The 25595-nt window shown below is 64.8% G+C and carries 20 protein-coding genes and 1 pseudogene; 11 read left to right on the forward strand and 10 right to left on the reverse strand.

Annotated elements, in window-relative coordinates; genetic code table 11:
• Nucleotides 1-27: 27 nt before the first annotated feature.
• Nucleotides 28-2076: pseudogene (locus tag Q2M23_RS09900) on the reverse strand (acetoacetate--CoA ligase); the annotation flags it as partial.
• Between the two features lie 180 nt (nucleotides 2077-2256).
• Here Q2M23_RS09900 and Q2M23_RS09905 point away from each other — a divergent pair.
• Nucleotides 2257-3258, forward strand: a complete 1002-nt coding sequence (locus tag Q2M23_RS09905) for a glycoside hydrolase family 3 N-terminal domain-containing protein (protein WP_316395438.1) — start codon at nucleotides 2257-2259, stop codon at nucleotides 3256-3258.
• Nucleotides 3259-3634: 376 nt separating this feature from the next.
• Here Q2M23_RS09905 and Q2M23_RS09910 read toward each other — a convergent pair whose 3' ends face one another.
• Nucleotides 3635-4030: a hypothetical protein gene (locus tag Q2M23_RS09910; RefSeq protein ID WP_371852191.1), complete on the reverse strand. Its 396-nt coding sequence runs from the start codon at nucleotides 4028-4030 to the stop codon at nucleotides 3635-3637.
• A 585-nt stretch (nucleotides 4031-4615) separates the two neighbouring features.
• On the opposite strand from Q2M23_RS09910, the gene Q2M23_RS09915 reads away from it, so the two are divergent.
• Nucleotides 4616-5218, forward strand: a complete 603-nt coding sequence (locus Q2M23_RS09915; protein WP_316395439.1) for a response regulator transcription factor — start codon at nucleotides 4616-4618, stop codon at nucleotides 5216-5218.
• Between the two features lie 135 nt (nucleotides 5219-5353).
• On the opposite strand, the gene Q2M23_RS09920 is transcribed toward Q2M23_RS09915, so the two are convergent.
• From Q2M23_RS09920 to Q2M23_RS09930, 3 genes are all read right to left on the reverse strand, one after another.
• Nucleotides 5354-5602: a hypothetical protein gene (locus tag Q2M23_RS09920; RefSeq protein WP_253588544.1), complete on the reverse strand. Its 249-nt coding sequence runs from the start codon at nucleotides 5600-5602 to the stop codon at nucleotides 5354-5356.
• A 156-nt stretch (nucleotides 5603-5758) separates the two neighbouring features.
• The gene (locus tag Q2M23_RS09925) at nucleotides 5759-6478 is read right to left on the reverse strand and encodes a Crp/Fnr family transcriptional regulator (RefSeq protein ID WP_057020884.1); all 720 of its coding nucleotides are present in this window, start codon (nucleotides 6476-6478) and stop codon (nucleotides 5759-5761) included.
• Between the two features lie 188 nt (nucleotides 6479-6666).
• A complete protein-coding gene (locus tag Q2M23_RS09930) occupies nucleotides 6667-7380 on the reverse strand; it encodes a Crp/Fnr family transcriptional regulator (RefSeq protein ID WP_316395440.1) in 714 nt (237 codons plus the stop codon).
• Between the two features lie 550 nt (nucleotides 7381-7930).
• Here Q2M23_RS09930 and Q2M23_RS09935 point away from each other — a divergent pair.
• From Q2M23_RS09935 to Q2M23_RS09960, 6 genes are all read left to right on the forward strand, one after another.
• A complete protein-coding gene (locus tag Q2M23_RS09935) occupies nucleotides 7931-9454 on the forward strand; it encodes a flagellin (RefSeq protein WP_076834571.1) in 1524 nt (507 codons plus the stop codon).
• Between the two features lie 390 nt (nucleotides 9455-9844).
• Nucleotides 9845-12577, forward strand: a complete 2733-nt coding sequence (locus tag Q2M23_RS09940) for a hybrid sensor histidine kinase/response regulator (protein ID WP_316395441.1) — start codon at nucleotides 9845-9847, stop codon at nucleotides 12575-12577.
• Nucleotides 12578-12599: 22 nt separating this feature from the next.
• Complete coding sequence (locus Q2M23_RS09945; RefSeq protein WP_253588546.1) at nucleotides 12600-13073, forward strand: chemotaxis protein CheW; 474 nt, start codon at nucleotides 12600-12602, stop codon at nucleotides 13071-13073.
• A gap of 43 nt (nucleotides 13074-13116) precedes the next feature.
• Nucleotides 13117-13506 (forward strand): PleD family two-component system response regulator, encoded by a 390-nt coding sequence (locus Q2M23_RS09950; RefSeq protein WP_018269419.1) that lies wholly within the window; start codon nucleotides 13117-13119, stop codon nucleotides 13504-13506.
• A 37-nt stretch (nucleotides 13507-13543) separates the two neighbouring features.
• Nucleotides 13544-14401: a CheR family methyltransferase gene (locus Q2M23_RS09955; RefSeq protein ID WP_076834729.1), complete on the forward strand. Its 858-nt coding sequence runs from the start codon at nucleotides 13544-13546 to the stop codon at nucleotides 14399-14401.
• Nucleotides 14402-14404: 3 nt separating this feature from the next.
• Nucleotides 14405-14722, forward strand: coding sequence for a pilus assembly protein PilZ (locus Q2M23_RS09960; protein WP_076834731.1), 318 nt, complete (start codon nucleotides 14405-14407; stop codon nucleotides 14720-14722).
• Between the two features lie 138 nt (nucleotides 14723-14860).
• Here the strand turns inward: Q2M23_RS09960 and Q2M23_RS09965 are convergent, their stop codons facing one another.
• A complete protein-coding gene (locus tag Q2M23_RS09965; RefSeq protein ID WP_316395442.1) occupies nucleotides 14861-15169 on the reverse strand; it encodes a hypothetical protein in 309 nt (102 codons plus the stop codon).
• A gap of 154 nt (nucleotides 15170-15323) precedes the next feature.
• Between Q2M23_RS09965 and Q2M23_RS09970 the strand changes: the two genes are divergently transcribed.
• The 3 genes from Q2M23_RS09970 to Q2M23_RS09980 all read left to right on the forward strand — a co-directional run bounded on the left by Q2M23_RS09970 (nucleotide 15324) and on the right by Q2M23_RS09980 (nucleotide 18695).
• Nucleotides 15324-15956 carry a response regulator transcription factor gene (locus Q2M23_RS09970; RefSeq protein ID WP_018269422.1) on the forward strand — a complete coding sequence of 211 codons (633 nt, stop codon included), beginning with the start codon at nucleotides 15324-15326 and terminating at the stop codon, nucleotides 15954-15956.
• A 175-nt stretch (nucleotides 15957-16131) separates the two neighbouring features.
• Complete coding sequence (gene araD / locus Q2M23_RS09975; protein WP_316395443.1) at nucleotides 16132-17871, forward strand: L-arabinonate dehydratase; 1740 nt, start codon at nucleotides 16132-16134, stop codon at nucleotides 17869-17871.
• 104 nt (nucleotides 17872-17975) lie between these two features.
• Complete coding sequence (locus tag Q2M23_RS09980) at nucleotides 17976-18695, forward strand: ribonuclease activity regulator RraA (protein WP_316395445.1); 720 nt, start codon at nucleotides 17976-17978, stop codon at nucleotides 18693-18695.
• A gap of 224 nt (nucleotides 18696-18919) precedes the next feature.
• On the opposite strand, the gene Q2M23_RS09985 is transcribed toward Q2M23_RS09980, so the two are convergent.
• The 4 genes from Q2M23_RS09985 to Q2M23_RS10000 form a co-directional block, all read right to left on the reverse strand.
• Nucleotides 18920-21028 (reverse strand): S9 family peptidase, encoded by a 2109-nt coding sequence (locus tag Q2M23_RS09985; RefSeq protein WP_316395446.1) that lies wholly within the window; start codon nucleotides 21026-21028, stop codon nucleotides 18920-18922.
• A gap of 192 nt (nucleotides 21029-21220) precedes the next feature.
• The gene (locus Q2M23_RS09990) at nucleotides 21221-22936 is read right to left on the reverse strand and encodes an ABC transporter permease (protein WP_057021084.1); all 1716 of its coding nucleotides are present in this window, start codon (nucleotides 22934-22936) and stop codon (nucleotides 21221-21223) included.
• Nucleotides 22937-23151: 215 nt separating this feature from the next.
• Nucleotides 23152-24216: an ABC transporter substrate-binding protein gene (locus Q2M23_RS09995; protein WP_316395447.1), complete on the reverse strand. Its 1065-nt coding sequence runs from the start codon at nucleotides 24214-24216 to the stop codon at nucleotides 23152-23154.
• A 22-nt stretch (nucleotides 24217-24238) separates the two neighbouring features.
• Nucleotides 24239-25291 carry an ABC transporter ATP-binding protein gene (locus Q2M23_RS10000; RefSeq protein WP_316395491.1) on the reverse strand — a complete coding sequence of 351 codons (1053 nt, stop codon included), beginning with the start codon at nucleotides 25289-25291 and terminating at the stop codon, nucleotides 24239-24241.
• Nucleotides 25292-25595: the final 304 nt, after the last annotated feature.

Here is a 25595-nt window from a genome sequence, read left to right on the forward strand (position 1 = left end):
CCAAACGCGAGTGGCATTCAGCGGCCGTTACGCCGCGCCGGCCTGCCTGCTCAGATAACTCTTTGCAAAATCGAGATACCAGTCGAGGCATCCTGGATTGGCCATCGCATCGCGATTGATGATCTTCTCGACGGGGTGGCCGAGCAGTAGCTTCTTGACCGGCAGCTCCTGCTTTTTGCCGGACAGCGTGCGCGGAATCTCCGCCACCACGAAGATATCGTTGGGCAGGAAGCGGCGCGACAGCCCGGCCTCGACCGCCTTGTTGATCTTGGCCTTCATTGCGGCGTCGAGCGCAATGCCCTCGCGCAGCACCACGAACAGCGGCATGTAGCTGTCGCGGCCGAGATATTCGAGGTCGACGACCATCGAATCCAGCACCTCCGGCAGCGCCTCGATCGCGGAATAGAGCTCGCTGGTGCCCATCCGCAAGCCATGGCGGTTGATGGTGGCGTCGCTGCGGCCATAGATCACGCAGGAGCCGTCGGGGTCGATCTTGAGCCAGTCGCCATGCCGCCACACCGGGCCGCGGCCACTTCCGTCGAAATTGTCGGGGTAGGTCTCGAAATAGCTGGAAAGGTAGCGTGCGTTGCCGGGATCGTTCCAGAAGCGCAGCGGCATCGAGGGCAGCGGCTCGGTGCAGACGAGCTCGCCGACCTCGTCGATCACCGCGTGGCCCTGCTCGTCGAACGCTTCCACCGCGCAGCCGAGCAGGCGGCATTGCATGATGCCCGGCGTCTGCGGCAATTCGCGATTGCCGCCGATGAAGGCGCCGGCGAAATCGGTGCCGCCGGAAATATTGGCCCACCACATATCGGCCTGCGCGGCATTGCCGTAGTGCTTCGCGAGCGCGGCGAAGCGCTCGTTGAACCAGGCCTGGGTGTCGGCGCTGAGCGGCGAGCCGGTCGAGCCGAGCGTGCGCAGGCCGGAGAGGTCGCCGACGGCAGCGAGATCGATTTCCGCCTTGGTGCAATTGGCAAAGAACGCCGCCCCTGCGCCGAAGAAGGTGGCCTTGGCGTCGGCGACGAAGCGCCACAGCGTGGTCCAGTCGGGCTTGTCCTTGGTGCCGCCGGGACTGCCGTCGAAAATGCAGCAGGTCGTGCCGTTGAGCAGGCCGTTGGCCTGGCAATTCCACATGATCCAGCCGGTCGAAGAGTACCAGTGGAAGCGTTCGCCGAACGAGTTTGGCTGATAGCTGCAGCCGATGTCGTTGTGCAGGGTCGAGAGCGGCAGCGCCACGACGATGATGCCGCCATGGCTGTGCAGGATCGGTTTCGGCAATCCGGTGGTGCCTGAGGAATAGACGATCCAGAGCGGATGATCGAACGGCAGCCATTCCGGCTCGAAGGCGTCGATCTCCGCACTCCGGCCCGCGAGGATCGCTGACAATCGCGTCTCGGACGGCGCGGCGTCGCTGTGCAGGATGACATGCTGCACGGTCGGCAGCGCGCGCCGCAATTCCTCGATCACACCTTGCCGGTCGTGGCGGCGGCCGGCATAGGTCACGGCGTCGCAGGCGATCAGCACCTTCGGCTCGATCTGCTTGAAGCGATCGATCACCGCGGGTGCCGCCATGTCAGGCGCGCAGACGCTCCAGACCGCGCCCAGGCTCGCGGTCGCGAGGAACGCGATGATCGTCTCGGGAATGTTCGGCAAGTAGGCGGCGACGCGATCGCCGGCGCGCACGCCGTTGGCCTTCAGATGCAGCGCCAGCGCTGCCGATTTGCGCTGCAGCTCGGGCCAGCTCGTCTCCGAGAGCTTGCCGTCCTCGCCGCTCGAGATCAGGGCCGGCAGGCCTGCGGCATGCGCCGGCGCGACATGGCGGAAGACCTGGCGCGCGTAGTTCACCGAAGCGCCGGGAAACCACACCGCGCCCGGCATCTTGCGCTCGGCCAGCACCGCCGAATGCGGCGTCGGCGAGCGCAGGTCGAAATAATCCCACACGCTCTGCCAGAAGGCGTCGATATCGGTGACCGACCAGCGCCGCATCGCCTCGAAATCCGCAAATTCAAGGCCGCGCGTCTGCTTCAGCCATTGGCGGTAAAGAGCCATTTGCGGGACGTAAGCTGCTGTCATGGGCGGTTTCCGAAAGTCCTTGTGTCGTGGCGGGCGACCGAGGCCCGCCGGCGTGTCTTAACATAGTGATGCGAGCACGGGGAACGCAGTCGAGCAGCAAGCTGCGTCATATTCTTACCGCCGCCGCAGCGTGCTATTCCATCGGGTGCGGCTGATTCCATGCGGCAACTGAATCGAGCGGCCATGTCCGTCGGCGAACTCTTCATTCTCGGCTTTTACGGCAAGGTCGTTCCGCCCTGGCTGAAGGAATTTGCCGCGCAGTTCGGGCTCGGCGGGGTAATCCTGTTCGACTATTCCTGCCGGACCCGGCAGTATGACAACAACATCGCCTCGCCCGCGCAGGTGCAGTCGCTCTGCGCCGAGATCGCGGCGCTGCCGTCGCGGCCGCTGGTCTTCATCGACCAGGAGGGCGGCCTGGTGCGCCGGCTCAAGGACAGCTGCGGTTTTCAGCCGCTGCCGAGCGCGAAGGAGTTCAACCTGCTCGCGCGCGCGGAAAAGCAGACGGTGCTGGCCGCAAGCTACGGCGAGCTGCGCCGGCTCGGCATCCGCTACAATTTCGCGCCTGTCATCGACGTCGACTACAATCCCGACAATCCCAACATCGGCAGGATCAAGCGGTCCTATTCGCCCGATATCGGTGAGGTCGAGGCCAATGCCCGGCTGGTCGACGCTGCGGCGCGGCAGGCGGGAGTAGGCCTCTGCCTGAAGCATTTTCCGGGCATCGGCGGTGCAAGCGTCGATTCGCACCTGGAGTTCATGGACATTTCCGATGCGCTGCGTCCCGAGCAGGAGGAGCTGTTCTACGCGTTGGCGCCGCGCACCTATGGCGATGCGGTGCTGGTCAGCCACGCCATTGTCCGGCAGTGGGACGCGCAGCGTCCGATGACATTGTCATCGGCCGGGCTCGGCCGGCTTCGCCGTCGTCTGCCCGAGACGCTGCTGATCACCGACGACATGCAGATGCAGGGGCTGCAGAAGGCGCTCGGCACAAGCGCGGCCAGCCTGCAGTCGATCGCCGCCGGCATGGACATGATCTGCATCGGCAACAATCTGTTCGACCAGGAGCAGGGGATGGCCGGCATCGCCGCGGCGGTCGCGGGTGCGGTGCAGGATGGATCACTTGATCAGGCCGCGGTGCGGCGATCCATTGCGCGCGTGCAAAAGCGCAAGGCGCTGTTCGCCTGACGGCGTTGAACCAAATTTTGCGTCGGGCGACCACAAGGTGTGGAACCAAATTTCATTGCCGCGATTTAACAATGACGCTCATCGGGGCTGACAACCATGAAGATGCTCAAGCGTCTCTTCCGATTGACCTGGCTACGTCGGGCCGCACGCAAACCAGCCGATTTTCCGCCTGCCTCCATCGATCCTGACGAATTCAGCCGCCTGCTTTGCAGCGGGCGCGCCGAGGATTTGCGGACACTGGCAAAGCGATTGAGCCAGCGCTCGCGGGCTCACGCATAGGCGGTGGATCGGATCCAATCGCCAGCCCGGTCTTCGGCCAAAACCGGCAAGTCCGGCGCGCGGCCGTGACTCCCGGCATCGGTCTCGATGCGACCGGCTACTGCTTTGCTTTTTCATGATTGCCGATCCCGACCGCCTTGTAGTCGTAGGTCGGGTAGAACTCCGTGTGGTAGGCGCCCCAGGCGCTGTTCTCGATGACGCGGTTGACCTCGCGCAGCCGCGACGCCGGCAACCGCAGCGTCACCACCTGGCCGATCCCCATCATCACGTACCAGCTGACGACCTCGACACCCTCGGGCGGAAACGCCTTGTAGAAGCCCTGCCGCTCAAGCTGGGCATTGAGCTCACCGAGCGGTCGTGACTGATCATGCTTGAAGAAGATGGTGAGCATGACCGCGGTGTCGGGCGTCGGCGTTGCATCGCTGGTCGGCGGGGTCTGGGCCTGCGCGCCTGCGCTAAGCAGCAGTGCCGCGGCGAGCGCCGCAATCGTCATCAAGGAAATCCAGGATCCGTTCCGCCCTCGCTTCATGGCCGCGCCCTTATTGCTGATCGAGAGGCGGCGATCATCGCGACGCCTGCCGGGGCTGTAAATTGACATTCGCCTGATCCGGTGCCTGCCCGACGCTTCTCGGTTGATGTGAACCGTCTCATAGGTGCGCGCGCCCGCGTGCGGTATGCCGGGGCCATCCCGATGCCCAGAGGGATGATCGATGACGACCCGGCGAATGGCGTATTGGTGGTTCAGGTTCGTTCTTTCGGGGCGGTTCCTGCAGAAATTCCTTCGGCTCCGGCGCCCTTGAGGCGATGCCGGGCCGCTTTTTTCAATCCGGAACCAAGGGGCCGGAAACGGCTGGTCGAACCGTCAATGCCGGGCCGCGCATCCCGCCGGTGGCCACCTCGCTTACCCGTCCCGTAAGAATACTGTAATTCGACTCAAATATGCGAGATTCGTTGCCAAATCAGCGGTAACCTGCGCCTGCTTGGCAGGTCGGGGACCGAGGTCACAGTTGCGTCACCCGTAGTTCTACGGAGCCCCATGTTAACGCGGCCACAAGTTCACCTTTGGTAAACCATACTTATGACGCAACATGACAACCGAGCCGAGGCGCGCCTTCCGGCATGGACGGGTGGAACCGCGACGCTCGAGCCGCAGTCGCTTGACACTCAGGGACCCGCAGGGCCGCGGCCGCAGGCGGACGCCGGTGCCGCGATCGTCCGGCAGTTCAATGGGCCGGTGACGGCGCTGCTGCTCTATATGAACGAACTCAAGCAGCACAGTCAGCAATTCGCGCACGCGCCCGGCAACGGCGTCTATCTGCGGCAGGTGATCGAGAACGCGCTCGAGCAGACCGAGCGCGTGTCCGCGATGCTGAAGCAGATTTCCGACCTCTATCCCAATGCCGTCCCGGCCGCAGACCTCAGGCCGCCGGGCGACGACAAGCCGGCAGGCTCCCGGCCGCCGGATGTCGTGTTCGCACCGGAAGCCGGCCGCAAGCCATTGACCAAGCGCGAGCGTGAAGTGCTAAGCCTGATCAGCGACGGCTATTCCAACAAGCAGGGTGCGCTGCGGATGAACATCAGCCCGCGCACGTTCGAGAGCCATCGCGCCGAGGCGATGCGCAAGCTCGGGGCGCGCAACACCGCCGACCTCGTCCGCAAGGCCTTGCTGCATTCGGCATAGAGCGTTTTCAAGCGAAGTGGTTCGCGCAAAGAAGACGCGTCAAAACTGAAAACCAGAGCCCCGTTCCGATTCCATCGGAATGGGGCTCTGAGCGGTGTTCGGTTCGTTAGGACCCGGTTCTCAGAAATCGTCTTTTCAGAAATCGTCTTCCGCGGCGAAGCACAGGCGCGGTGCGAGCCGCGCGGCCGTCGCGGATGCCTTCGGTTCATCCGGAACGATCGTGACCACCCATGCCGCGGTCGCGCCAGACCTGCTTTCGACGATCGCGCGCACGCGTCCCGTGACGGTCGCGCCGGCCGACCGTATGGTGGCGGTCCGGCCGTTGAACTGGGCCATGCGGAAGCGCCGGGCTTCCTTCCGGTCGGTCGTCTGGTACGTGAACATCGGCTCCCCCGTGCGTCCACGTGAATGTGAGGAAACAGCGTTATCCGACGATGAAAATCGCACGCCGTAGAAGTACGGCTTGCACAGCGGTCAGAGCGCTTTTGAGCGAAGCGGGTGCCGGCTTGCGCGAAGAAGACGCGGCAAAAACAACAAACTCTAACGGCCGACTTCCTGACAATTCAGCAGTCCGGCATATTGCGCCTTGACCGCGGCGTAGCATTCGCACGCCGTCTTGATCAGCCCATCCGCGTTGGTGATCTCGATGTGCCCGCGGCTGTAGTGGATGAAATTGGCCTGTTGCAGGGTATGCGCGACCAGCGACACGCTGTTGCGGCGCGCGCCGATCATCTGCGCCATCGCCTCCTGCGTCAGGACGATCTTGTTGCTGCCGGAGAGATCGCGCGTGTGCAGCAGGCATCGCGCCAGCCGTGACTCCACGGTGTGCGCGGCGTTGCAGCCGGCGGTCTGCTGGATCTGGGCATAGACGGCGAGCCCGTGCCGGATCAATCTCGCGCGAAGCGTCGGGCTCTGGCCGGCAGCTGCGCGCAACGGCTCCAGTTCCACGGTCGAGGCGACGCCGGGCACCAGCACCGTGGCGTTGTTGAGGACAGGCCCTTCGACGAGCGGGGCGAATGCGCCATAGATGCTGTCGCGGCCGACCATCGCGACCTGCACGCGCTCGCCTCTAGCCAGCTTGACCACCAGCGAGATCACGCCCTTGTGCGGCATGTATGTCCGCTTGAGCATCTCGTCGGTCTCGACCAGGACCGAATCGGCCGCGAGGTCGACCGTCCGCAGATGCGGCCGAATCAATTCGAAATCGCTCGCCGAGAGCGACGCCAGGAATCCGTTGGGTGATCGAGGAACCGTTTCCAAAGCAACCTCCAGCCTGCCGGCAAAGCTTGTCTCTGGGCCCAGGGCTGACGTGCGGCTGGACGTCCTTGCAACCTATTCTGGCACGCCAGGGTTCCAATGGAAACATGTCTTGGTTCCAATAGGAATAGACCTATCGCCGCACATTCGGGTTGTCTGCTCGATCGCAGTTGGGGCTGGCGGCGCGCCAGTCAGTCTTCCGGCCCGATCAATTGTTCGGCGTGCGCCTTGACCGTCGTATAGCATTCACACGCCGCCTTCCGCAGGCCGTCGATATCGGTGATCTCGATATGACCGCGGCTGTAACGCAGGATGCCGGCCTGCTGAAACCCATGTGCGACAATCGAAACCGCATTGCGCCGGACGCCGATCATCTGCGCCAGCATCTCCTGGGTTAGCGGCAACGCCTCGCTGCCGCACAGATCGCGTGCGCGCAGCAGCCATCGTGACAGCCGTGCCTCCACCGGATGCGAAACATTGCAGGCGACGGATTGTTGCGTCTGCGCCATCAGCGCCTGCTCATAGAGCGCGACCAGGGTCCGGAAATCCGCGCTGCGATTTGCTGCCTCGCGGAAATCCTCCGCCCGCATCATCGAGGCTGAGCCTGGCACCACGACAATCGCATCGGCAAGCAGCGGCCGCTCGTGCAGGGCGGCAGACGCGCCCACGACGCCGTCGCGACCGACGGTTGCAATCTCGACAGATTGCCCGTCGGACAGATTGATCATCATCGAGACCACGCCGCTATGCGGAAAATAAACCCGCTGCACCGGCGCGCCGGCATCGGCGAGCGCCGTTTCCTTGGTCAGGTCGACGGTTTCCAGGAGAGGATGAAGTTGTTGCGCGTACTCCGTGGGGGGAAGTGCTTGCAACAGACGATTGGGCGGACGCGATACCGCGGACATTGCTGCTCCTGCCGAGGGCGGGAGCACTACGGTCTCGCATCACCTACTCTTGGCGTGTGGAAGGACTGCGAACATAGCTTGCCTGTCCAATTGCACAAGGGTTGTGGTGTTGAAACTATACCCTCTGGAGGGCAGACGGCGTGGCCGCCGCCGGGACCGGTGATCGACGTCGATCCGCGCGGCGCGAGATCCCAGCGCGACTTTGTCTCTCATTTATTGATTTCCATTAACTCTGTTCCTCGCTGGACTTTGCATCGTGGTGACCTGCAACGCCGGCTATCGACGCGCCGGGCCTGCCGCGCCGGGATGTCGCAAGTCCTGCACATGCGCAGGAAATTCACGGCCATGACGTCGGTCCGGCGCCGACCGCGCGCTGCCGCGGCCAGCCATCGCGCCGGCCGCCCGTCGAATCACCGGCAAGGCCGTCCTGGGTATTTGTACGGACCAGCCCTTTAACGAACGGGTAGCGCGGACGGACCAGTGTGACGTGGGTCGCCGTGCGAAATTTACGGCGTCGCGTCAATCGTGTTCATCCAGAAGGGTATCCAGTATGTCCGGCATCGTTCTTTCGGCATCGGTCCGTCAAAACCTGCTTTCGCTGCAGTCGACCGCTGACCTGCTCGCCACCACGCAGAACCGCTTGTCCACCGGCAAGAAGGTCAACACTGCTCTCGACAATCCGACCAACTTCTTCACGGCGCAGTCGCTCGACAACCGCGCCAGCGACATCAACAACCTCCTGGACGGTATCGGCAACGGCGTGCAGGTGCTGCAGGCCGCCAACACCGGCATCACCTCGCTGCAGAAGCTGGTCGACAGCGCCAAGTCGGTCGCCAACCAGGCCCTGCAGGCCGCCGTCGGCTATTCCGCGAAGTCGTCGGTGACGACCGCCGCGATCCCCGGCGCGACCGCCGACAACCTGCTCGGCACCGCGACCCCGACCAATGCGACCCTCACCAGCACCGCCGCCTATACCGGCATCGACCTCACCGCGGCCGGCGCGAACCTGACGTTCCAGATCAACAGCCAGACTGTGACCTTGAACTCGGGCACGAACTACTCCGCCACCCAGGTTCGCGATGCGATCAACACGCAGGTCGGCGCCAGCGCCAAGGTCGCCGCCTCGATCGACGGCACCGGCAAGCTGGTCCTGACCAGCACCAACACCGCCGGCACCGGCGACACGCTCACCGTCGGTACGTTCAGCTCGGGCGACGCGACGCAGCTCGGCCTCCCGGCCGGTGCTACGGCAACCGCAACCGGCACGGCTGGCGCGAGCCCGCTGGACACCCTCACGCTGACCATCGGCGCAACCGGCAACGGCACTGCGACCAACATCACCTTCGGCACCGGTGCCGGCAAGGTGAAGTCCCTCAACGACCTGAACGCCGCGCTGGCGGCCAACAACCTGCAGGCCTCGCTCAGTGCGGCCGGTGCGCTCACCATCAGCACCACCAACGATGCCGCTTCGGCGACCATCGGCACGATTGGCGGCACGGCGGCCGGCGCCGGCAAGCTGTTCAACGGCCTTGCGGGCAGCGCTCCGGTGCAGGACCCGACTGCGCTGGCGAACCGCGCCAACCTGGTCAACCAGTACAACAACATCCTGGACCAGATCACCACGACCGCCCAGGACGCGTCGTACAACGGCATCAACCTGCTCAATGGCGATCAGCTCAAGCTGACCTTCAACGAGACGGGCTCCTCGACGCTGAAGATCCAGGGCGTGACCTTCGACGCCACCGGCCTCAACCTCACCAAGCTGACCGCCGGCACGGACTTCGTGGACAACGCTTCGGCCAACGCGACGCTGAAGACGCTGAACAGCGCGAGCGGCCTGCTGCGCACCCAGGCTTCGACCCTTGGTTCGAACCTGTCGATCGTGCAGATCCGCCAGGACTTCTCGAAGAACCTGATCAACGTGCTGCAGACCGGCTCGTCCAACCTGACGCTGGCAGACACCAACGAGGAAGCGGCCAACAGCCAGGCGCTGTCGACCCGCCAGTCGATCGCGGTGTCCGCGCTGGCGCTGGCCAACCAGTCGCAGCAGAGCGTGCTGCAGCTGCTCCGCTAAGCGTAGCCGCGACAGGCATCGACTATCGAGGCGGCGGAGGAAACTCCGCCGCCTTTTCTTTGGCTGCGCTTAGCCATCCCGCCGGGTTCAACCAATGAGCGATCGCGTTCGGATGCAGGCGGTCGTCATGTCGCGAACGTTTTGCCAGACTTAGCGGTCCTCAATTCCAATTAGTTCAAATTGCGATGACCGGTGGAACGGCCTCTTTCCCGTTCGGGTGGTAAGGGGCCTGTCCTTGTGAGACTGGCCGTGATGTCGTGATGCGTCGTCGAACTGCTGAAGGGCTTCATCGTCCGTATTTGCACGGACGGCAAAATTAACGTCGCCGTGAAGCCGGCCAAGTTATCGATGCAAGGCGAGCGTTCCGTAGCACCTTGAGGGGACCTATCCATGGACGATCTGTTGCGCGAGTTCCTGACGGAGAGCAGCGAGAGCCTGGATACGGTCGACAACCAGCTGGTGCAGTTCGAGCAGGATCCGAACAACGCGAAGATCCTGGATAACATCTTCCGGCTGGTGCACACCATCAAGGGCACCTGCGGCTTCCTCGGGCTGCCGCGGCTCGAGGCGCTGGCGCATGCCGGCGAGACCTTGATGGGCAAATTCCGCGACGGCATGCCGGTGACGGCGGAAGCCGTGACGCTGATCCTGTCCTCGATCGACCGCATCAAGGAGATCCTTGCAGGGCTCGAGGCGACCGAGGCCGAGCCCGAGGGCAACGACCGTGACCTGATCGATCAGCTGGAAGCGATGGTCGAGCACGGCATGGCGGCGATGTCCGATTCGACGCAGTCGATGGCGGTTGCTGCTGAAGAAGAGGTGCCGGTCGTCGAAGCTCCGTCCGTGCAGGCGGCAATGACCGAAGGCGCGCTGGTGGTGCAGACGCTGGAGCGTCCGCTGCGTCCGGGCGAGGTCTCGCTCGACGAGCTCGAGCGCGCCTTCCGCGAGACCGAGACCGAAGTCGCCGCACCGGCGCCGGTCGTGAAGCCTGCACCTGCTGCCGCCGCCGAGCCGGCTGAGGCTGCGAAGAAGCCGGCCCGCAAGGCCGCCGGTGAGGATGTCCAGGAAGGCGACAAGATCGCCAACCAGTCGATCCGGGTCAATGTCGACACCCTCGAACACCTCATGACCATGGTCTCCGAGCTGGTGCTGACCCGCAACCAGCTGCTGGAGATCTCCCGCCGCAACGAGGACACCGAGTTCAAGGTGCCCTTGCAGCGGCTCTCCAACGTCACCGCCGAGCTGCAGGAAGGCGTCATGAAGACGCGCATGCAGCCGATCGGCAATGCCTGGCAGAAGCTGCCGCGCATCGTCCGCGATCTCTCCGGCGAGCTCGGCAAGCAGATCGAGCTCGAGATGCACGGTGCCGACACCGAGCTCGACCGCCAGGTGCTCGACCTGATCAAGGATCCGCTGACGCACATGGTGCGCAACTCCGCCGATCACGGGCTCGAGACCACCGCCGAGCGCCTCGCAGCCGGCAAGCCGGAGCAGGGCACCATTCGCCTCTCCGCCTATCACGAGGGCGGCCACATCATCATCTGCATCGCCGACAATGGCCGCGGGCTCAACACCGAGCGGATCAAGGCCAAGGCGCTCCAAAACGGTCTCGTCACCGAGGCCGAGCTCGAGAAGATGACCGAGGCCCAGATCCACAAGTTCATCTTCGCGCCGGGCTTCTCGACCGCCGCGCAAGTGACTTCGGTGTCCGGCCGCGGCGTCGGCATGGACGTGGTGCGCACCAATATCGACCAGATCGGCGGCACCATCGACATCAAGAGCGTGGCCGGCGAGGGCGCCTCGGTCACCATCAAGATCCCGCTGACCTTGGCGATCGTCTCCGCTTTGATCGTGGAAGCCGGCGGCGACCGCTTTGCGATTCCTCAATTGTCTGTCGTCGAGCTGGTGCGGGCCCGCGCCAACTCCGAGCACCGCATCGAGCGGATCAAGGACACCGCAGTCTTGCGCCTGCGCAACAAGCTGCTGCCGCTGATCCACCTCAAGAAGCTCTTGAAGATCGACGACGGCGCGACGACTACGGATGCCGAGAATGGCTTCATCGTGGTCACTCAGGTGGGCAGCCAGACCTTCGGCATCGTGGTCGACGGCGTGTTCCACACCGAGGAGATCGTGGTCAAGCCGATGTCGACCAAGCTGCGGCACATCGACATGTTCTCCGGCAACACCATCCTTGGCGATGGCGCCGTCATCATGATCATCGACCCCAACGGGATTGCAAAAGCCCTCGGCGCGTCCGGCTCCTCGGCCCATGACCTCGCCGACGACAATGCGAACGCCCACGCCGCAAGCGGCGAGCAGCTGACCTCGCTGTTGGTGTTCCGCGCCGGCTCCTCGCAGCCCAAGGCGGTGCCGCTCGGCCTCGTCACCCGGCTGGAGGAGATCGCAACCGACAAGATCGAGCTCTCGAACGGCCGCTACATGGTGCAGTACCGCGAGCAGCTGATGCCGCTGGTGCAGATGGCCGGCGTCGAGGTGCAGTCGCAGGGCTCGCAGCCGATCCTGGTGTTCGCCGACGACGGCCGCTCGATGGGGCTCGTGGTCGACGAGATCATCGACATCGTCGAGGAGCGGCTCAACATCGAGGTTGCGGGTTCGCAGGACGGCATTTTGGGCTCGGCCGTGATCAAGGGCCAGGCCACCGAGGTGATCGACGTCGGCCACTTCCTGCCGATGGCGTTCGCCGACTGGTTCTCGCGCAAGGAGATGCGGCCGTCGGCCTCGGCGCAGTCGGTGCTGCTGGTCGATGACTCAGCCTTCTTCCGCAACATGCTGGCGCCGGTCTTGAAGGCCGCCGGCTACAAGGTCAGGACCGCGGGCGGCGCGCAGGAGGGGCTCGCCGCGCTGCGTTCGGGACAGAGCTTCGACGTCGTGCTGACCGACATCGAGATGCCCGAGATGAACGGCTTTGAGTTCGCCGAGAACATCCGAAGCGACCACAATCTGATCGGGCTGCCGATCATCGCGCTGTCGGCGATGGTGTCGCCGGCGGCGATCGAGCGCGGCCGGCAGGCCGGCTTCCACGACTATGTCGCCAAGTTTGATCGTCCCGGGCTGATCGCGGCGCTGAAAGAGCAGACCGCCGAACTGCGCCGCGCGGCCTGACACGGGATAAGGACAGGGATCGATGACCAGCAAGACCGAGACCAGCGAAGGCGCGATGGCCGAATACGTCACCGCCGTGATCGGCGGGCAGCTGTTCGGCCTGCCGATCTCGCGGGTGCAGGACGTGTTCATGCCGGAGCGGCTGACGCGGGTGCCGCTGGCCTCCAGCGAGATCGCCGGCGTGCTCAATCTGCGCGGACGTATCGTCACCGTGGTCGACATGCGCGCCCGGCTCGGGCTGCCGAAGGCCGACGACGGTAAGCCTCCGATGGCGGTCGGCGTCGACCAGCGCGGCGAATCCTACGGCCTGTTGATCGACCAGATCGGCGAGGTGCTGCGGCTCTCCGAAAACAGCCGCGAGGACAACCCGGTCAACCTCGATCCCCGCATGGCCAAGCTCGCCGGCGGCGTCCACCGCCTCGACGGCCAGCTCATGGTCGTCCTCGATATCGATCGCGTGCTCGAACTGGTGCCCAAAACAGCTGCTGCAGCGTAACACTCCACCGCGGAGACGGTGGATTCCACAAGGAGGCCAACACATGAAGACATGTCTCGTCGTCGACGATTCCGGCGTGGTGCGAAAGATCGCGCGCCGCATTCTGGAAGGAATGGAGTTCACGGTCATCGAGGCCGAGGACGGCGCGGTCGCGCTCGAAGCCTGCAAGCGCGCGCTGCCGGATGCCGTGCTGCTCGACTGGAACATGCCTGTGATGGACGGTTTCGAATTCCTCGTGCAGCTCCGCCGCATGCCCGGCGGCGATCAGCCCAAGGTCGTGTTCTGCACCACCGAGAACGGCATCGACCACATCTCGCGGGCGCTGCATGCCGGCGCCAACGAATACATCATGAAGCCGTTCGACAAGGACATCGTGATCGCGAAATTCCAGGAAGTGGGCCTGCTGGCGCTCGACGCGTCGGCCGAAGCCTGACACCCAGTTTCACCATTCAGTCCCTTGTGAGGCTCCCGTGACGCCCCCCGACTACGAGTATCTGCGTAAGCTCCTGAAGGACCAGTCCGGTCTCGATCTGTCCGCGGACAAGCAATATCTGATCGAGAGCCGCCTGCTTCCGCTGGCGCGCAAAAGCGGCCTGTCCGGCATTCCCGACCTTGTCGCCAAGATCAAGGCGGGCTCGTCCACGCACACCGTCCAAGTGGTCGAGGCCATGACCACCAACGAGACGTTCTTCTTCCGCGACAAGGTGCCGTTCGAGCACTTCCGCGACACCATCATGCCGGAGGTGCTGAAGGCACGCGCCGCGCGCCGCAGCGTCCGGATCTGGTGCGCCGCCGGCTCGACCGGCCAGGAGCCCTATTCGCTGGCGATGTGCCTGAAGGAAATGGGCGCGGCGCTTGCCGGATGGCGCGTCGAGATCATCGCGACCGATCTGTCGCAGGAGGTGTTGGAGAAGTCGAAGGCCGGCATTTACAGCCAGTTCGAGGTGCAGCGCGGGCTGCCGATCCAGATGCTGGTCAAGTACTTCAAGCAGTCGGGTGAATTCTGGCAGGTCAATCCCGAGTTGCGCGCGATGGTCCAGCACCGCCAGCTCAATCTGCTGCACGATTTCTCCCAGCTCGGCACGTTCGACGTGATCTTCTGCCGCAACGTGCTGATCTATTTCGATCAGGACACCAAGATCAGCATCTTCAACCGTCTCGCCCGGTTGATGGAGGCCGACGGCTTCCTGGTGCTGGGCGCCGCCGAAACCGTGGTCGGCCTGACCGACACGTTCAAGCCGATTCCCGAGCGGCGCGGCCTGTACCGGCCGAGCGGGGTGCGGGCCGGGCTCGCCATGCCGAAGCCTGCCATGGCGGTCGGATATTGAGCGATGACCGAGGACGGCAAATCCATTGAGCGGGTCACCTTCAGCCGGGGTGTCGATGTCTGCATCATGGCCATCGACGGCACCTGGCGGCGCGACTGCCAGCTCAATGCCATCTCCGACACCGATGCCTCGCTGACCGTCGAAGGTTCCATTCAGGGGCTCAACCTGAAGGAGTTTTTCCTCCTGCTGTCCTCGACCGGACTTGCCTATCGCCGTTGCGAACTGGTCCGCGTCAACGGCACCGAAATGGACGTCAGTTTCCTCAAGGGCAAGCCGAGCAAACGCCGATCGGCCGCGGACGAAGAGCGGGCCAGGGCCTGACGTCAAGAAGGCCTATCCGACCGGGCGGGCAAGGCCCGCGGCCAATCCGGACGATGCGTGGAACGGATCGTCGCCTGATGGGTTGGGCGTCGTCGGGACAATCGAGGTGATTGGGCCGAACCCGTCGGTGGCGGCGGGTCAGTTCAGCAGACGCGCTGCTGCCCCGGAATCGCGCAGGCGGTCGAGCGTCGTGCCGAGGCCGGCATCGCATGTCTTCAGGGCGGTGGATGCTGTGAGATAGCGCGGGGTAACGTCGTCGAGAACGACGGTGTCGACGTCGGCCTGCCGCGCGGCCAGCACGGCCTCGCGCGCGCTCGCCGCTTCGATCAGCCGCAGGCTCGCCTGGACATGGCCAATCAGCGCGACCAGGTCCGTCACGATCAGACCGTAGGGATCATGGCCCTCGTCCAAGCGCGCTGCAACGCGGTCCGACGCTGCATTTTCCATGCATGTTTCTCCACTGCCCCCCACTTTTAGGGAACGCGGTGCTACTTGTGCGTTAAGCGGACGTCCCGTACAAATACGGGTCCATTGATCGAGATGGTCGAGTTAGTTCTTGTGCGGTCAGGGCAGCACGCTTCACCACTGATGGACGATGCATATGGTTGAAAATGGCGCTCCGCGCGGGGAAATCTTTGTAGTCGACGACGATCCTGCCGTTCGCGAGACGCTTTCAGTGGTCCTGTCGACCGCTGGTTACAAGGTGATCTGCTTTGCGGACGGCGCGGCGTTGCTCGCGGTGGCGCGCAGCAGGACGCCAGCCTGCATCCTGCTCGACGTGCATATCCCCGGCAAATCCGGCCTCGATATCCTGAGAGAGCTGCATGGCGAGGATTATCCGGCGCCGATCTTCATGATCTCCGGTCAGGGTGACATCGCGATGGCGGTCAGCGCCATCAAGAACGGCGCGCTCGACTTCATCGAGAAGCCGTTCCGCGGCAACGAGATCGTGAGCCGTCTGAACGAGGCGATCGACGCCTACACCAGGCGCCAGGCCGAGACCTCCGCGTCGCGGATCGCCGCGCTGCACTTCCCGGGTCGCGAGCCGCTGACCCGCCGCGAGCGCGAGGTGCTCGAGCAGTTCACCGCGGGCGCCTCCAACAAGGAAGCCGGGCGCCACCTCGGGATCAGTCCGCGCACGATCGAGGATCACCGCGCCAACATCATGAAGAAGCTCGGCGCGCGCAACGCCGCCGATCTGGTCCGCATCGTGATGACGGCGCAGCAAAAATAACCTAGGGCCGGTTTACGTTCCGATTGCCACATTGCGGAGCGTGTGCGGCGCACGTTCAGCGAACGGCACGTCTGCGCCGGGGGCGGGACGACATGTCAGAAAATCGAGTATATGCCTGACGCAGGGCAAGCGCGCCGGAACCGCGCGCGTGCGAGCAATGTCGAGACCCATGGCGATGACGAAGAAGAACAAGACCCCGGATCAATTGCGCAGCGCGCGCTGGTTTGCGCCCGATGATTTGCGCGCCTTCGGCCACAGGTCGCGGGCAATGCAGATGGGTTACGCGCCGGAGGAGTGGCGCGACCGCCCGGTGATCGCGATCATCAACACCTGGTCGGATGCGCAGCCCTGCCACATGCATTTCAAGAGCCGGGTCGACGACGTCAAGCGCGGCGTGCTGATGGCCGGCGGTTTTCCGCTCGAGCTGCCGGCGCTGTCGCTGTCGGAATCGCTGTTGAAGCCGACCACGATGCTCTACCGCAACATGCTGGCGATGGACGCCGAGGAACTGCTGCGCGGCCATCCGGTCGACGGCGTGGTACTGATGGGCGGCTGCGACAAGACCACGCCCGGCCTGCTGCTCGGGGCCACCAGCATGAACCTGCCGGCGATCTACCTGCCTGCCGGACCGATGCTGCGCGGCAACTGGAAGGGCCGCACGCTGGGCTCCGGCTCGGACGCCTGGAAATACTGGGACGAGCGCCGCGCCGGCAAGATCTCCGACAGGGACTGGGTCGACATGGAGGCCGGCATCGCCCGAAGCTACGGCACCTGCATGACCATGGGCACGGCCTCGACGATGACCGCGATCGCGGAGGCCATCGGCATGACGCTGCCGGGCGCCTCGTCGATCCCCGCGGCCGACGCCAACCACATCCGCATGAGTTCGGAGGCCGGCCGTCGCATCGTCGAGATGGTGTGGGAGGATCTTACGCCGCAGAAGATCCAGACCCGCAAGGCCTTCGAGAACGCGATCACGGTCGCGATGGCGATGGGCTGTTCGACCAACGCCATCATTCACCTGATCGCGCAGGCGCGCCGCGCCGGCCAGGACATTTCGCTGGACGATTTCGAGATCGCGAGCCGCAAGGTTCCTGTGATCGCCAATGTGCGGCCGAGCGGCGACCTCTATCTGATGGAGGATTTCTTCTATGCCGGCGGGCTGCCCGGCCTGATGAACCGCATCAAGCCGCATCTGCATCTCGACTGCATGACCGTGTCAGGCAGGACGCTTGGCGAGAACATCGATGGCGCCGAGGTGCACAATGACGACGTCATCCGCACCGTCGACAACCCGATCTACAAGGAGGGCGCACTCGCGGTGTTGAAGGGCAATCTCGCGCCCGATGGCTGCGTCATCAAGCCAAGCGCCTGCGATCCGCGTTTCCTCAAGCACACCGGGCCTGCGCTGGTGTTCGACGACTATCCGTCGATGAAGAAGGCGGTCGATGATCCCGATCTCGACGTCACGGCCGATCACGTGCTGATCCTGCGCAATGCCGGTCCGCAGGGCGGGCCGGGCATGCCGGAATGGGGCATGCTGCCGATCCCGACCAAGCTGGTGAAGCAGGGCGTGCGCGACATGGTGCGGCTGTCGGACGCGCGGATGAGCGGCACCAGCTACGGCGCCTGCATCCTGCACGTCTCGCCGGAATCCTATATCGGCGGCCCGCTGGCGCTGGTGAGGAACGGCGACCGCATCACGCTCGACGTCGCCGCGCGCACCATCAATCTCGATGTGCCGGAGGCGGAGCTGGCCAGGCGCCGCGCCGAATGGAAACAGCCCGAGCAGCGCTTCGAGCGCGGCTATGGCTGGATGTTCTCGAAGCACATCAAGCAGGCCAATGAGGGCTGCGACTTCGATTTCCTCGAGACCGGCTTTGGCAAGCCGGTCGGCGAGCCGTCGATTTATTGATCACTGTCGTTCCGGGGCGATGCGCAGCATCGAACCCGGAACCTCGAGATTCCGGGTTCGGTCGCTGTAGCGCCCGCCCCGGAATGACAATCGGAAAAATCATCATGTCAAAACTCAGCGACACCACCCGCAACAAGCTGAAATCCGTCTCCACCGCGACAGTCGCGACCGCGCTGTTCAAGCGCGGTTTCCGCATCCAGATGATCCAGGATGTTCATCCCCTGGGCCCGGATCAGCCGACCATGGTCGGCGAGGCCTTCACGCTGCGCTACATGCCGGCGCGCGAGGACCTCAACAAGATCGAGGTGTTCCGCGATCGCGCGCATCCGCAGCGCAAGGCGATCGAGGAGTGCCCCGTGGGCGCGGTGCTGGTGATGGACAGCCGCAAGGATGCGCGCGCCGCGTCGGCCGGCGCGATCCTGGTGACGCGGCTGATGAAGCGTGGCTGCGCCGGCGTTGTCACCGACGGCGGCTTCCGGGATTCGGCCGAGATCGCGCGGCTCGGCTTCCCGGCCTTTCATCATCGCCCGAGCGCGCCGACCAACCTCACGCTGCACCAGGCGATCGAGATCAACGTTCCGATCGGCTGCGGCGATGCGCCGGTGTTTCCCGGCGACGTCGTCCTTGGCGACAGCGACGGCGCCATCGTGATCCCGGCGCATCTCGCCGACGAGATCGCCGACGAGACCTTCGAGATGACCGCGTTCGAGGATTTCGTCACCGAGCAGGTCCAGAACGGTCGCGGCATCTTCGGGCTCTATCCTGCGACCGACGAACAGACGCTGAAGGATTTCGCGACGTGGCGGAAGGCGAAGGGGCGGTAGCGCCTCACTCTCCGCCGTCGTCCTTGATAAGCGATCGCCATACATCCCGCCGTCGTCCCGGCGAAAGCAGGGACCCATAACCACAGGGAGGAGTTTGGCGAAGACTGGCAGTTGCGTTGTGTGCCGTGGTACTGTGACTGCCTTGCTCGATAGATCACGCGGTATGGTTCCCGGCCTTCGCCGGGACGACGATGGGGAGGGGACCGCGCAAGCCAACCGGCACCCTACACCTCAGCCTTGTCAGCCATCCCGACCGCCCACAGCGCGAACGCGTAGACGATCGCGACCTCGTCGAGGCGGTTGAAGCGGCCGGACGCGCCGCCGTGGCCGGCGCCCATGTTGGTGCGCAGCAGCACCGGGCCGCCGCCGCGCATGGTGGCGCGCAGCCGCGCGATCCATTTCGCCGGCTCCCAATAGGTGACGCGCGGATCGGTGAGCCCGCCCATCGCCAGGATCGCCGGATAGTCCTTGGCCGCGACATTGTCGTAGGGCGAATAGGACAGGATGGTGCGGAAATCCTTCTCGCTCTCGATCGGATTGCCCCATTCCGGCCATTCCGGCGGCGTCAGCGGCAGCGTGTCGTCGAGCATGGTGTTGAGCACATCGACGAATGGCACTTCGGCGACGATACCGGCGAACAGCTCGCCGGCGCGGTTGGCGACCGCGCCCATCAGCATGCCGCCCGCCGAGCCGCCATGGCCGACGATGCGCTTCTCACCGGTATATTTCGCCTCGATCAGCGCCCGCCCGGCGGCGGCGAAATCGTCGAACGTGTTGGTCTTCTTCTCGCGCTTGCCGTCGAGATACCAGCCCCAGCCCTTGTCGGCGCCGCCGCGGATATGCGCAATCGCATACACAAAGCCGCGGTCGACCAGCGACAGCCGGTTGGCGGCAAACGACGCCGGCATCGCCATGCCGTAGGAGCCGTAGCCATACAGCAAAAGCGGCGCCTTGCCGTCACGAACGAAATCCTTGCGATGCAGGATCGAGACCGGCACTTGCGCGCCGTCATGCGAGGTCGCCATGATGCGCGTGGTGACGTAGTCGGCCGGGTTGTGGCCGGACGGAATCTCCTGACGCTTGCGTAAGCTCCGCGTCCGCGTCGCCATGTCGTAGTCATAGACTTCCGACGGCGTCGTCATCGACGAATAGGCAAACCGCAGGTTGGCGGTGTCGAACTCGTAGCCGCCCATGGTGTCAAGCGAATAGGCCGCCTCGTCGAAGGCGATCGCGTGCTCTTCGCCGCTGTTGAGGTCGCGGATGATAATCGCCGGCAGCGCATTGGCACGCTCCAGCCGCACCATGTGGCCGGCATAGAGCTCGACGTCGAGCACATAGACGCCTTCGCGATACGGGATCAGGTCGCGCCAGTTGCTGCGCTCGGGTGCGGTGAGCGGCGCGGTGACGACCTTGAAGTCGATGGCGTCGTCGGCGTTGGTGAGGATGAACAGCTCGTCGCCGCGGTCGGCGATCGAATATTGTACGCCTTCCTCGCGTGTCGCGACCAGCCGCGGCGGCGCGTCGGGACTGGAGAGATCGATCAGCCGCTGTTCCGAGGTCTCATGGTCGCCGCCCGCGATCACGCAGAAGCGGCCGCTCGCGCTCTCGTGCAGGTGGGTGAACCAGCCGGAATCCTGCTCCTCATAGATCAGGGTGTCGTCGGCCTGTTTGGTGCCGAGCTTGTGCCGCCACACCTGCATCGGCCGGTGATTGTCGTCGAGCTTGACGTAGAAGAAGCTTTTGGAATCCGCGGCCCAGACCACGCCGCCGTCGGTCTCCTCGACGAGGTCGTCGAGATCACCGCCGGTGGCCCAGTCGCGCACCCGGATCGAGAAATATTCGGAGCCCTTGGTGTCGGCGCTCCAGGCGTGCAGGCGGTGATCGTTGGAATGCCGGCTGCCGCCGAACTTGAAATATTTGTGGTCCTTCGCCAGCGCGTCGCCGTCGAGCACGACATGGGCGTCGCCGCCGTCGCGCGGCGTGCGGCAGTACAGCTCGTGCTGGCCGCCCTCGCGGAACTTGCGGAAATAGGCGAACGGGCCGTCCGGCGACGGCACGCTGGAATCGTCCTCCTTGATCCGCCCGCGCATCTCCTTGACCAGCCGCTTCTGCAACACGTCGGTATGGCCGAGCAGGCTCTCGGTGTAACCGTTCTCGGCTTCGAGATAGGTCCGGATGTCGGGATCTAGGATCGAGGGATCGCGCAGCACCTCCTGCCATTTCGGATCCTTGATCCACGCATAGTCGTCGGTCACCGTGATGCCGTGGGTGGTGAAGGAATGCGGCCGGCGCGGCGCGACCGGGGGCGATGTTGTGGTGGCGGATTTGGTCACACGATCCTCATGGTGCGGGGTTCCGCTCTATATCGGGATGAATGTGGCGATTGCCAGATGGGGCGGGCGATTGGACGTCCTCACTGTCCCCGTCATTGCGAGGAGCGAAGCGACGACGCAATCCATGGCTCCGCGTATGCGGACCGATGGATTGCTTCGCTTCGCTCGCAATGACCGTGGGGACAGGGCGAACTACCCGTTCCGCAGCCGCGCGCCGGCATTGCCGCCGGACATCGGAATCCGGTTCACCGCCAGCACCACGGCGAAGGTGATCACCAGCATCGCGATGCCGAGCACCGCGATCGCGGCGAGGTCGCCGCCTTCGTTGAGGTCGTAGATCAGGACCGAGAGCACCTTGGTCTGCGAGGTGAACAGCACGATCGCCGCCGACAGTTCCCGCATCACGCCGATGAAGATGAAGCACCAGGTCGCGATCACGCCGGTGCGCAACAGCGGCGCGGTGATCTGGCGCAGCGCCTGCAGCCGGGTCGCGCCGAGGATGCGGCTTGCCTCCTCGAGCTCGGGATGGATCGTCGCGAACGCCGCCTGCAATTGCTGATAGGCGGACGGCAAATTGATGGTGAGGAACGCCAGCAGCAGGATCCACAGCGTGCCGTAGAGCACGAAGGGCGGCCGCGTGTAGCTCAGGAACAGGCCGACGCCGAGCACGATGCCGGGGACCGCGACCGGCGCGGTGGCGAGGAAGCCGAGCACGCGGTGGCCCGCGATCACCTTGCGCGTCGTGACATAGGCGATGACGAGCGCGAGGATGGTGCCGATCGTCGCGGTCGCGGTGCCGAGGATCACGGTGTTCTTGAGCGCGAGCTGGGTCGACGACAGCTCGGTGAACACGAAGACGATGTTGTGCAGCGTCGCCGTCGATGGCGTCACCAGCGTGGTCGCGTTCGGCGAGAACGCGGCGTTGAGCAGCGCGAGGTAAGGCAGGAACACCGGGTTGAGCAGCACCAAGAGGCAGAAGCCGAGCGCGGCCCAGCGCCAGCCGCGCAATTCGACCCGGCGCGGGGCGCCATATTTGCCGCCGATCACCGAATAGCCGCGGCGGCCGAGCAGCGCCTTCTGGCCCTGCAGCAGCAGGATGGTCAGCACCAGCAGCGGCACCGCGGCGGCGGCCGCGAGCTCGAGCTTCGGCGGATACTGGAACAGACTCCAGATCTTGGTCGTCATGGTGTGGAAGCCGGCCGGCAGCGCCAGGATCGCCGGCGAGCCGAACAGCGTCATCGCCTGCAGGAACGCGATCAGGGCGCCCGCGACCAGCGCGGGCAGCGCGAGCGGGATCGTCACCCGCCGCGCAGTGGTCCAGGCATTGCCGCCGAGGATCGCGGAGGCGTCCTCGAGCTCGCCCGGCATGGTGTCGAGCGCATTGGCCACCAGCACGAACACGAACGGGAACGTGTAGCAGGAGATCACGAAGATGATCCCGGTCATCGAATAGATGTTGAACAGCGCGTCGGCATCTTCGCCGGCGAACAGCCGGTAGAGCTGGTTCAACAGCCCGGAATTCGGCGCAGCCAGCAGTTCCCAGGCGACCGCGCCGAGAAACGGCGGCGTCACGAACGAGGCCGTCACCAGCGCGCGGATGGTCTGCCGCCCCGGCATGTCGGTGCGCGACACCAGCCAGCTGATCGGCGCCGCGACGACGCAGCAGATCAGCGCCGACGTGGTCGCGATGATCGCAGTCGTCAGCAGCGGATCGAGGAAATCCGGGTTGCTGAACAGCGTGACGAAGTTTTGCAGCGTCGGATGCCGGCTCTTGTCGGTGAAGGCAAACACCGCGAGCCACGACAGCGGCAGCAGGATCAGCAGGATGAGCAGCGCCGCGAACAGCCACAGCACGGGGCGTGTCCAGTCGATGCGGGGCTTTGCGGCGGGGGAGGCGGTTGTTGTCATGTTGGCACGCTGCAAGCTGTTTCGACTCCCTCGCCCCGCTCTTGCGGGGTCGAGACAAGCGAAGCTTGCTCTTGGAGGGGTGGGGTGAGGGGCTGCCTCCGCAGACACCGAATGCGCGGAGAGTCCCCCTCACCCGCCGCGCATCTTGCGATGCGCGTCGGCCTCTCCCCGCAAGCGGGGCGAGGCAAGGAAGTGTGCACCGCGCCCTTCATCGCTCAAACCCTGAACAAGCGCGCATAGCGCGTCTTGATTTCTTCGGTCATCGCTTCCACCCCCGCCGGATCCTCTTTCATCAGCTTGATTTCGGAAAGCTTGCGCCGGCCGGCCTTCGGCTGCACCTGGGCGTGCAGCGAATATTGGCCGGTGAAGTCGACGAAGAATTGCTGGGTCTCGCGGGTGTGCAGCCAGGCCTGGAACAGCTTTGCGGCGTTCGGATGCGGCGCACCGGCGAAGATGCCGGTGGGACCCGAGATCGTCGGCGTGCCTTCGGTCGGATAGACCGGCTCGACCGGCTGTCCGGCTTCCTTCAAGAGCACGATGCCATATTCATTGCCGTCGGCCATCACGGCGCGCTCGCCGAGCGAGAGCTTCTTCGGCGGGTCGGTCGAGGACTGCACCTGCATCACGCGCTGTTTTGCGAGCTTTTCGAGGTAAGGCCAGCCGAGCTCGCGCACGATCTGGAATGTGGTGGTCATGATGGTGCCGCTATAGGCCGGATGGCCCTTCACCATCTTGCCCACCCATTTCGGGTCGAGCAGGTCGGCAAAGCTCTTCGGCGCGTTCTCCGCCTTCACCAGATTGGTGTTGTAGGCGATCGACGACAGCCACAGCCGCGTGGTCACGGCCATGCCGTCGGGGTCGCGGTAATTGTCGGGAAAATGCTTCGCGACGTCTTCGGGCACGAACGGCATCAGCCAACCACTCTTCTTCCAGGGGATGAAATGCGAGGCATCGGCGCTGTTGACGACGTCGGCGGCCTGGATGTTGGAATCGAATTCCTGCGCCACGCGCTGAAACAGCCGCTCCGAGCCTGAGCGTTCGATCTGCACGGTGATGCCGGGATAGGCGGCCTCGAACGCCTTGCCGAGCTTTTCGCCGACCGGCAGGTCCATCGACGAATAGAACACGAGCTTGCCGTCCTTGGTCGCGGCGGCGACGAGATCGGGCGTGATCGCGACCGGCTCGGGCGCGGCGGCGCGTACCGGTGACGCGAACACCTTGCCGACCGCAAGCGCCGCAGAGCCTTTCAGGACGCCGCGTCTGGAAATCGGCTTCGGCATCGGCTCGCTCCGTTTCTTGTTGTCATCGGCTCAGCGCCCGGCAGCGCGCGGGCGGCAGGGTCAGCCAGACCTCGCTGCCCTTCTCGACCGCGGTTTCGGTCGGCGTCGTCACCCGCAGCGCCGTGCCGTCAGCGGTTTCCACCATGTAGTCGCGGTTCATGCCGAGATAGACCTGCCGCGTTACGATGGCTTTGAGCGTGTTCTGCGCCGCCGCGGGCGGTTGCGTCGCGAGCTGGATTTCGTGCTGGCGGATCGCGACCGGCGCACTCTGGCCGGCCGTCAGCGTGGCGCCGACCACCTCGATCGTTGCGCCGGCGAACTCCACGTGGTTCGCATCGCGCGCGGTGCCCTTGATCACATTGGCGGCGCCGATGAAGCGCGCGACGAATTCGGATTCCGGCCGCGCATAGATGTCCTCAGGCGCGCCGAGCTGGTCGATCTTGCCGGCATTCATCACCGCGATCAGATCGGCGGTCGTCATCGCCTCGGACTGGTCGTGGGTGACATAGACCGTGGTGTAGCGATATTCGTCGTGCAGGCGGCGGATCTCGAATCGCATCTCCTCGCGCAGATTGGCGTCGAGATTCGACAGCGGCTCGTCGAGCAGCAGCGTCTCGGGGCCGACGATCAGCGCGCGCGCCAGCGCGACGCGTTGCTGCTGGCCGCCGGAGAGCTCGCCCGGATAGCGCTGCGCCAGTGGTTCCAGCTTGGTGGTGGCCAGGATCGCGGCGAGCTTCTTGGCGATGGTGTCGCGATCCATTTTGCGCAAGCGCAGGCCGTAGACGATGTTCTCCGCCACCGTCATATGCGGCCACAGCGCGTAGCTCTGGAAGATCATCGACATGTTGCGCTGCTCGGGCGGCAGCGTGCGCGCCTTCGATGACACCACGCGCTCGCCGACGCGGATCTCGCCGTCGGATGGTTCGAGGAACCCGGCGATCAGCCGCAGCGTGGTGGTCTTGCCGCAGCCGGACGGCCCAAGCAGGCAGACCAGCTGGCCATGATCGATCGTGAGCGAAACATCATCAACCGCGACAAACGATCCAAACCGCTTGACCAGGCCGCGCAATTCCACCGATGCCAAGCGGTCCCTCCATTTTGTTGTGTCGCAGGGATCCGTGCCCGGCTGTTGCCGGCAGTAAAGCGGAAAATGATGGCGACGAAAAGTGCTCGTGCCCCGTCAAAAAGTCGTGGCACCTCTTCGTTGCGTTATTCCCCGACCACTCTTCCGTCATCCTGAGGTGCGAGCGGAGCGAGCCTCGAAGGATCGACGGCCCGGCTACTTCCGCGCACTCCGATTCGATCACGGCGGGAGCGCGGCCGTCGATCCCTTCGAGACGCCCGCCTTTGGCGGGCTCCTCAGGATGACGGGTTAAAGC

It is taken from the genome of Bradyrhizobium sp. 33ap4, assembly GCF_032654765.1.
Taxonomy (GTDB): domain Bacteria; phylum Pseudomonadota; class Alphaproteobacteria; order Rhizobiales; family Xanthobacteraceae; genus Bradyrhizobium; species Bradyrhizobium australafricanum.

What these genes read in the sequence shown, in the direction of transcription:
- Q2M23_RS09905 (WP_316395438.1), top strand. Translation starts at nt 2,257, where the DNA reads ATGTCCGTCGGCGAACTCTTCATTCTCGGCTTTTACGGCAAGGTCGTT.
- Q2M23_RS09910 (WP_371852191.1), bottom strand. Translation starts at nt 4,030, where the DNA reads ATGACGATTGCGGCGCTCGCCGCGGCACTGCTGCTTAGCGCAGGCGCG.
- Q2M23_RS09915 (WP_316395439.1), top strand. Translation starts at nt 4,616, where the DNA reads ATGACGCAACATGACAACCGAGCCGAGGCGCGCCTTCCGGCATGGACG.
- Q2M23_RS09920 (WP_253588544.1), bottom strand. Translation starts at nt 5,602, where the DNA reads ATGTTCACGTACCAGACGACCGACCGGAAGGAAGCCCGGCGCTTCCGC.
- Q2M23_RS09930 (WP_316395440.1), bottom strand. Translation starts at nt 7,380, where the DNA reads ATGTCCGCGGTATCGCGTCCGCCCAATCGTCTGTTGCAAGCACTTCCC.
- Q2M23_RS09935 (WP_076834571.1), top strand. Translation starts at nt 7,931, where the DNA reads ATGTCCGGCATCGTTCTTTCGGCATCGGTCCGTCAAAACCTGCTTTCG.
- Q2M23_RS09940 (WP_316395441.1), top strand. Translation starts at nt 9,845, where the DNA reads ATGGACGATCTGTTGCGCGAGTTCCTGACGGAGAGCAGCGAGAGCCTG.
- Q2M23_RS09945 (WP_253588546.1), top strand. Translation starts at nt 12,600, where the DNA reads ATGACCAGCAAGACCGAGACCAGCGAAGGCGCGATGGCCGAATACGTC.
- Q2M23_RS09950 (WP_018269419.1), top strand. Translation starts at nt 13,117, where the DNA reads ATGAAGACATGTCTCGTCGTCGACGATTCCGGCGTGGTGCGAAAGATC.
- Q2M23_RS09960 (WP_076834731.1), top strand. Translation starts at nt 14,405, where the DNA reads ATGACCGAGGACGGCAAATCCATTGAGCGGGTCACCTTCAGCCGGGGT.
- Q2M23_RS09965 (WP_316395442.1), bottom strand. Translation starts at nt 15,169, where the DNA reads ATGGAAAATGCAGCGTCGGACCGCGTTGCAGCGCGCTTGGACGAGGGC.
- Q2M23_RS09970 (WP_018269422.1), top strand. Translation starts at nt 15,324, where the DNA reads ATGGTTGAAAATGGCGCTCCGCGCGGGGAAATCTTTGTAGTCGACGAC.
- araD (WP_316395443.1), top strand. Translation starts at nt 16,132, where the DNA reads ATGACGAAGAAGAACAAGACCCCGGATCAATTGCGCAGCGCGCGCTGG.
- Q2M23_RS09980 (WP_316395445.1), top strand. Translation starts at nt 17,976, where the DNA reads ATGTCAAAACTCAGCGACACCACCCGCAACAAGCTGAAATCCGTCTCC.
- Q2M23_RS09990 (WP_057021084.1), bottom strand. Translation starts at nt 22,936, where the DNA reads ATGACAACAACCGCCTCCCCCGCCGCAAAGCCCCGCATCGACTGGACA.
- Q2M23_RS09995 (WP_316395447.1), bottom strand. Translation starts at nt 24,216, where the DNA reads ATGCCGAAGCCGATTTCCAGACGCGGCGTCCTGAAAGGCTCTGCGGCG.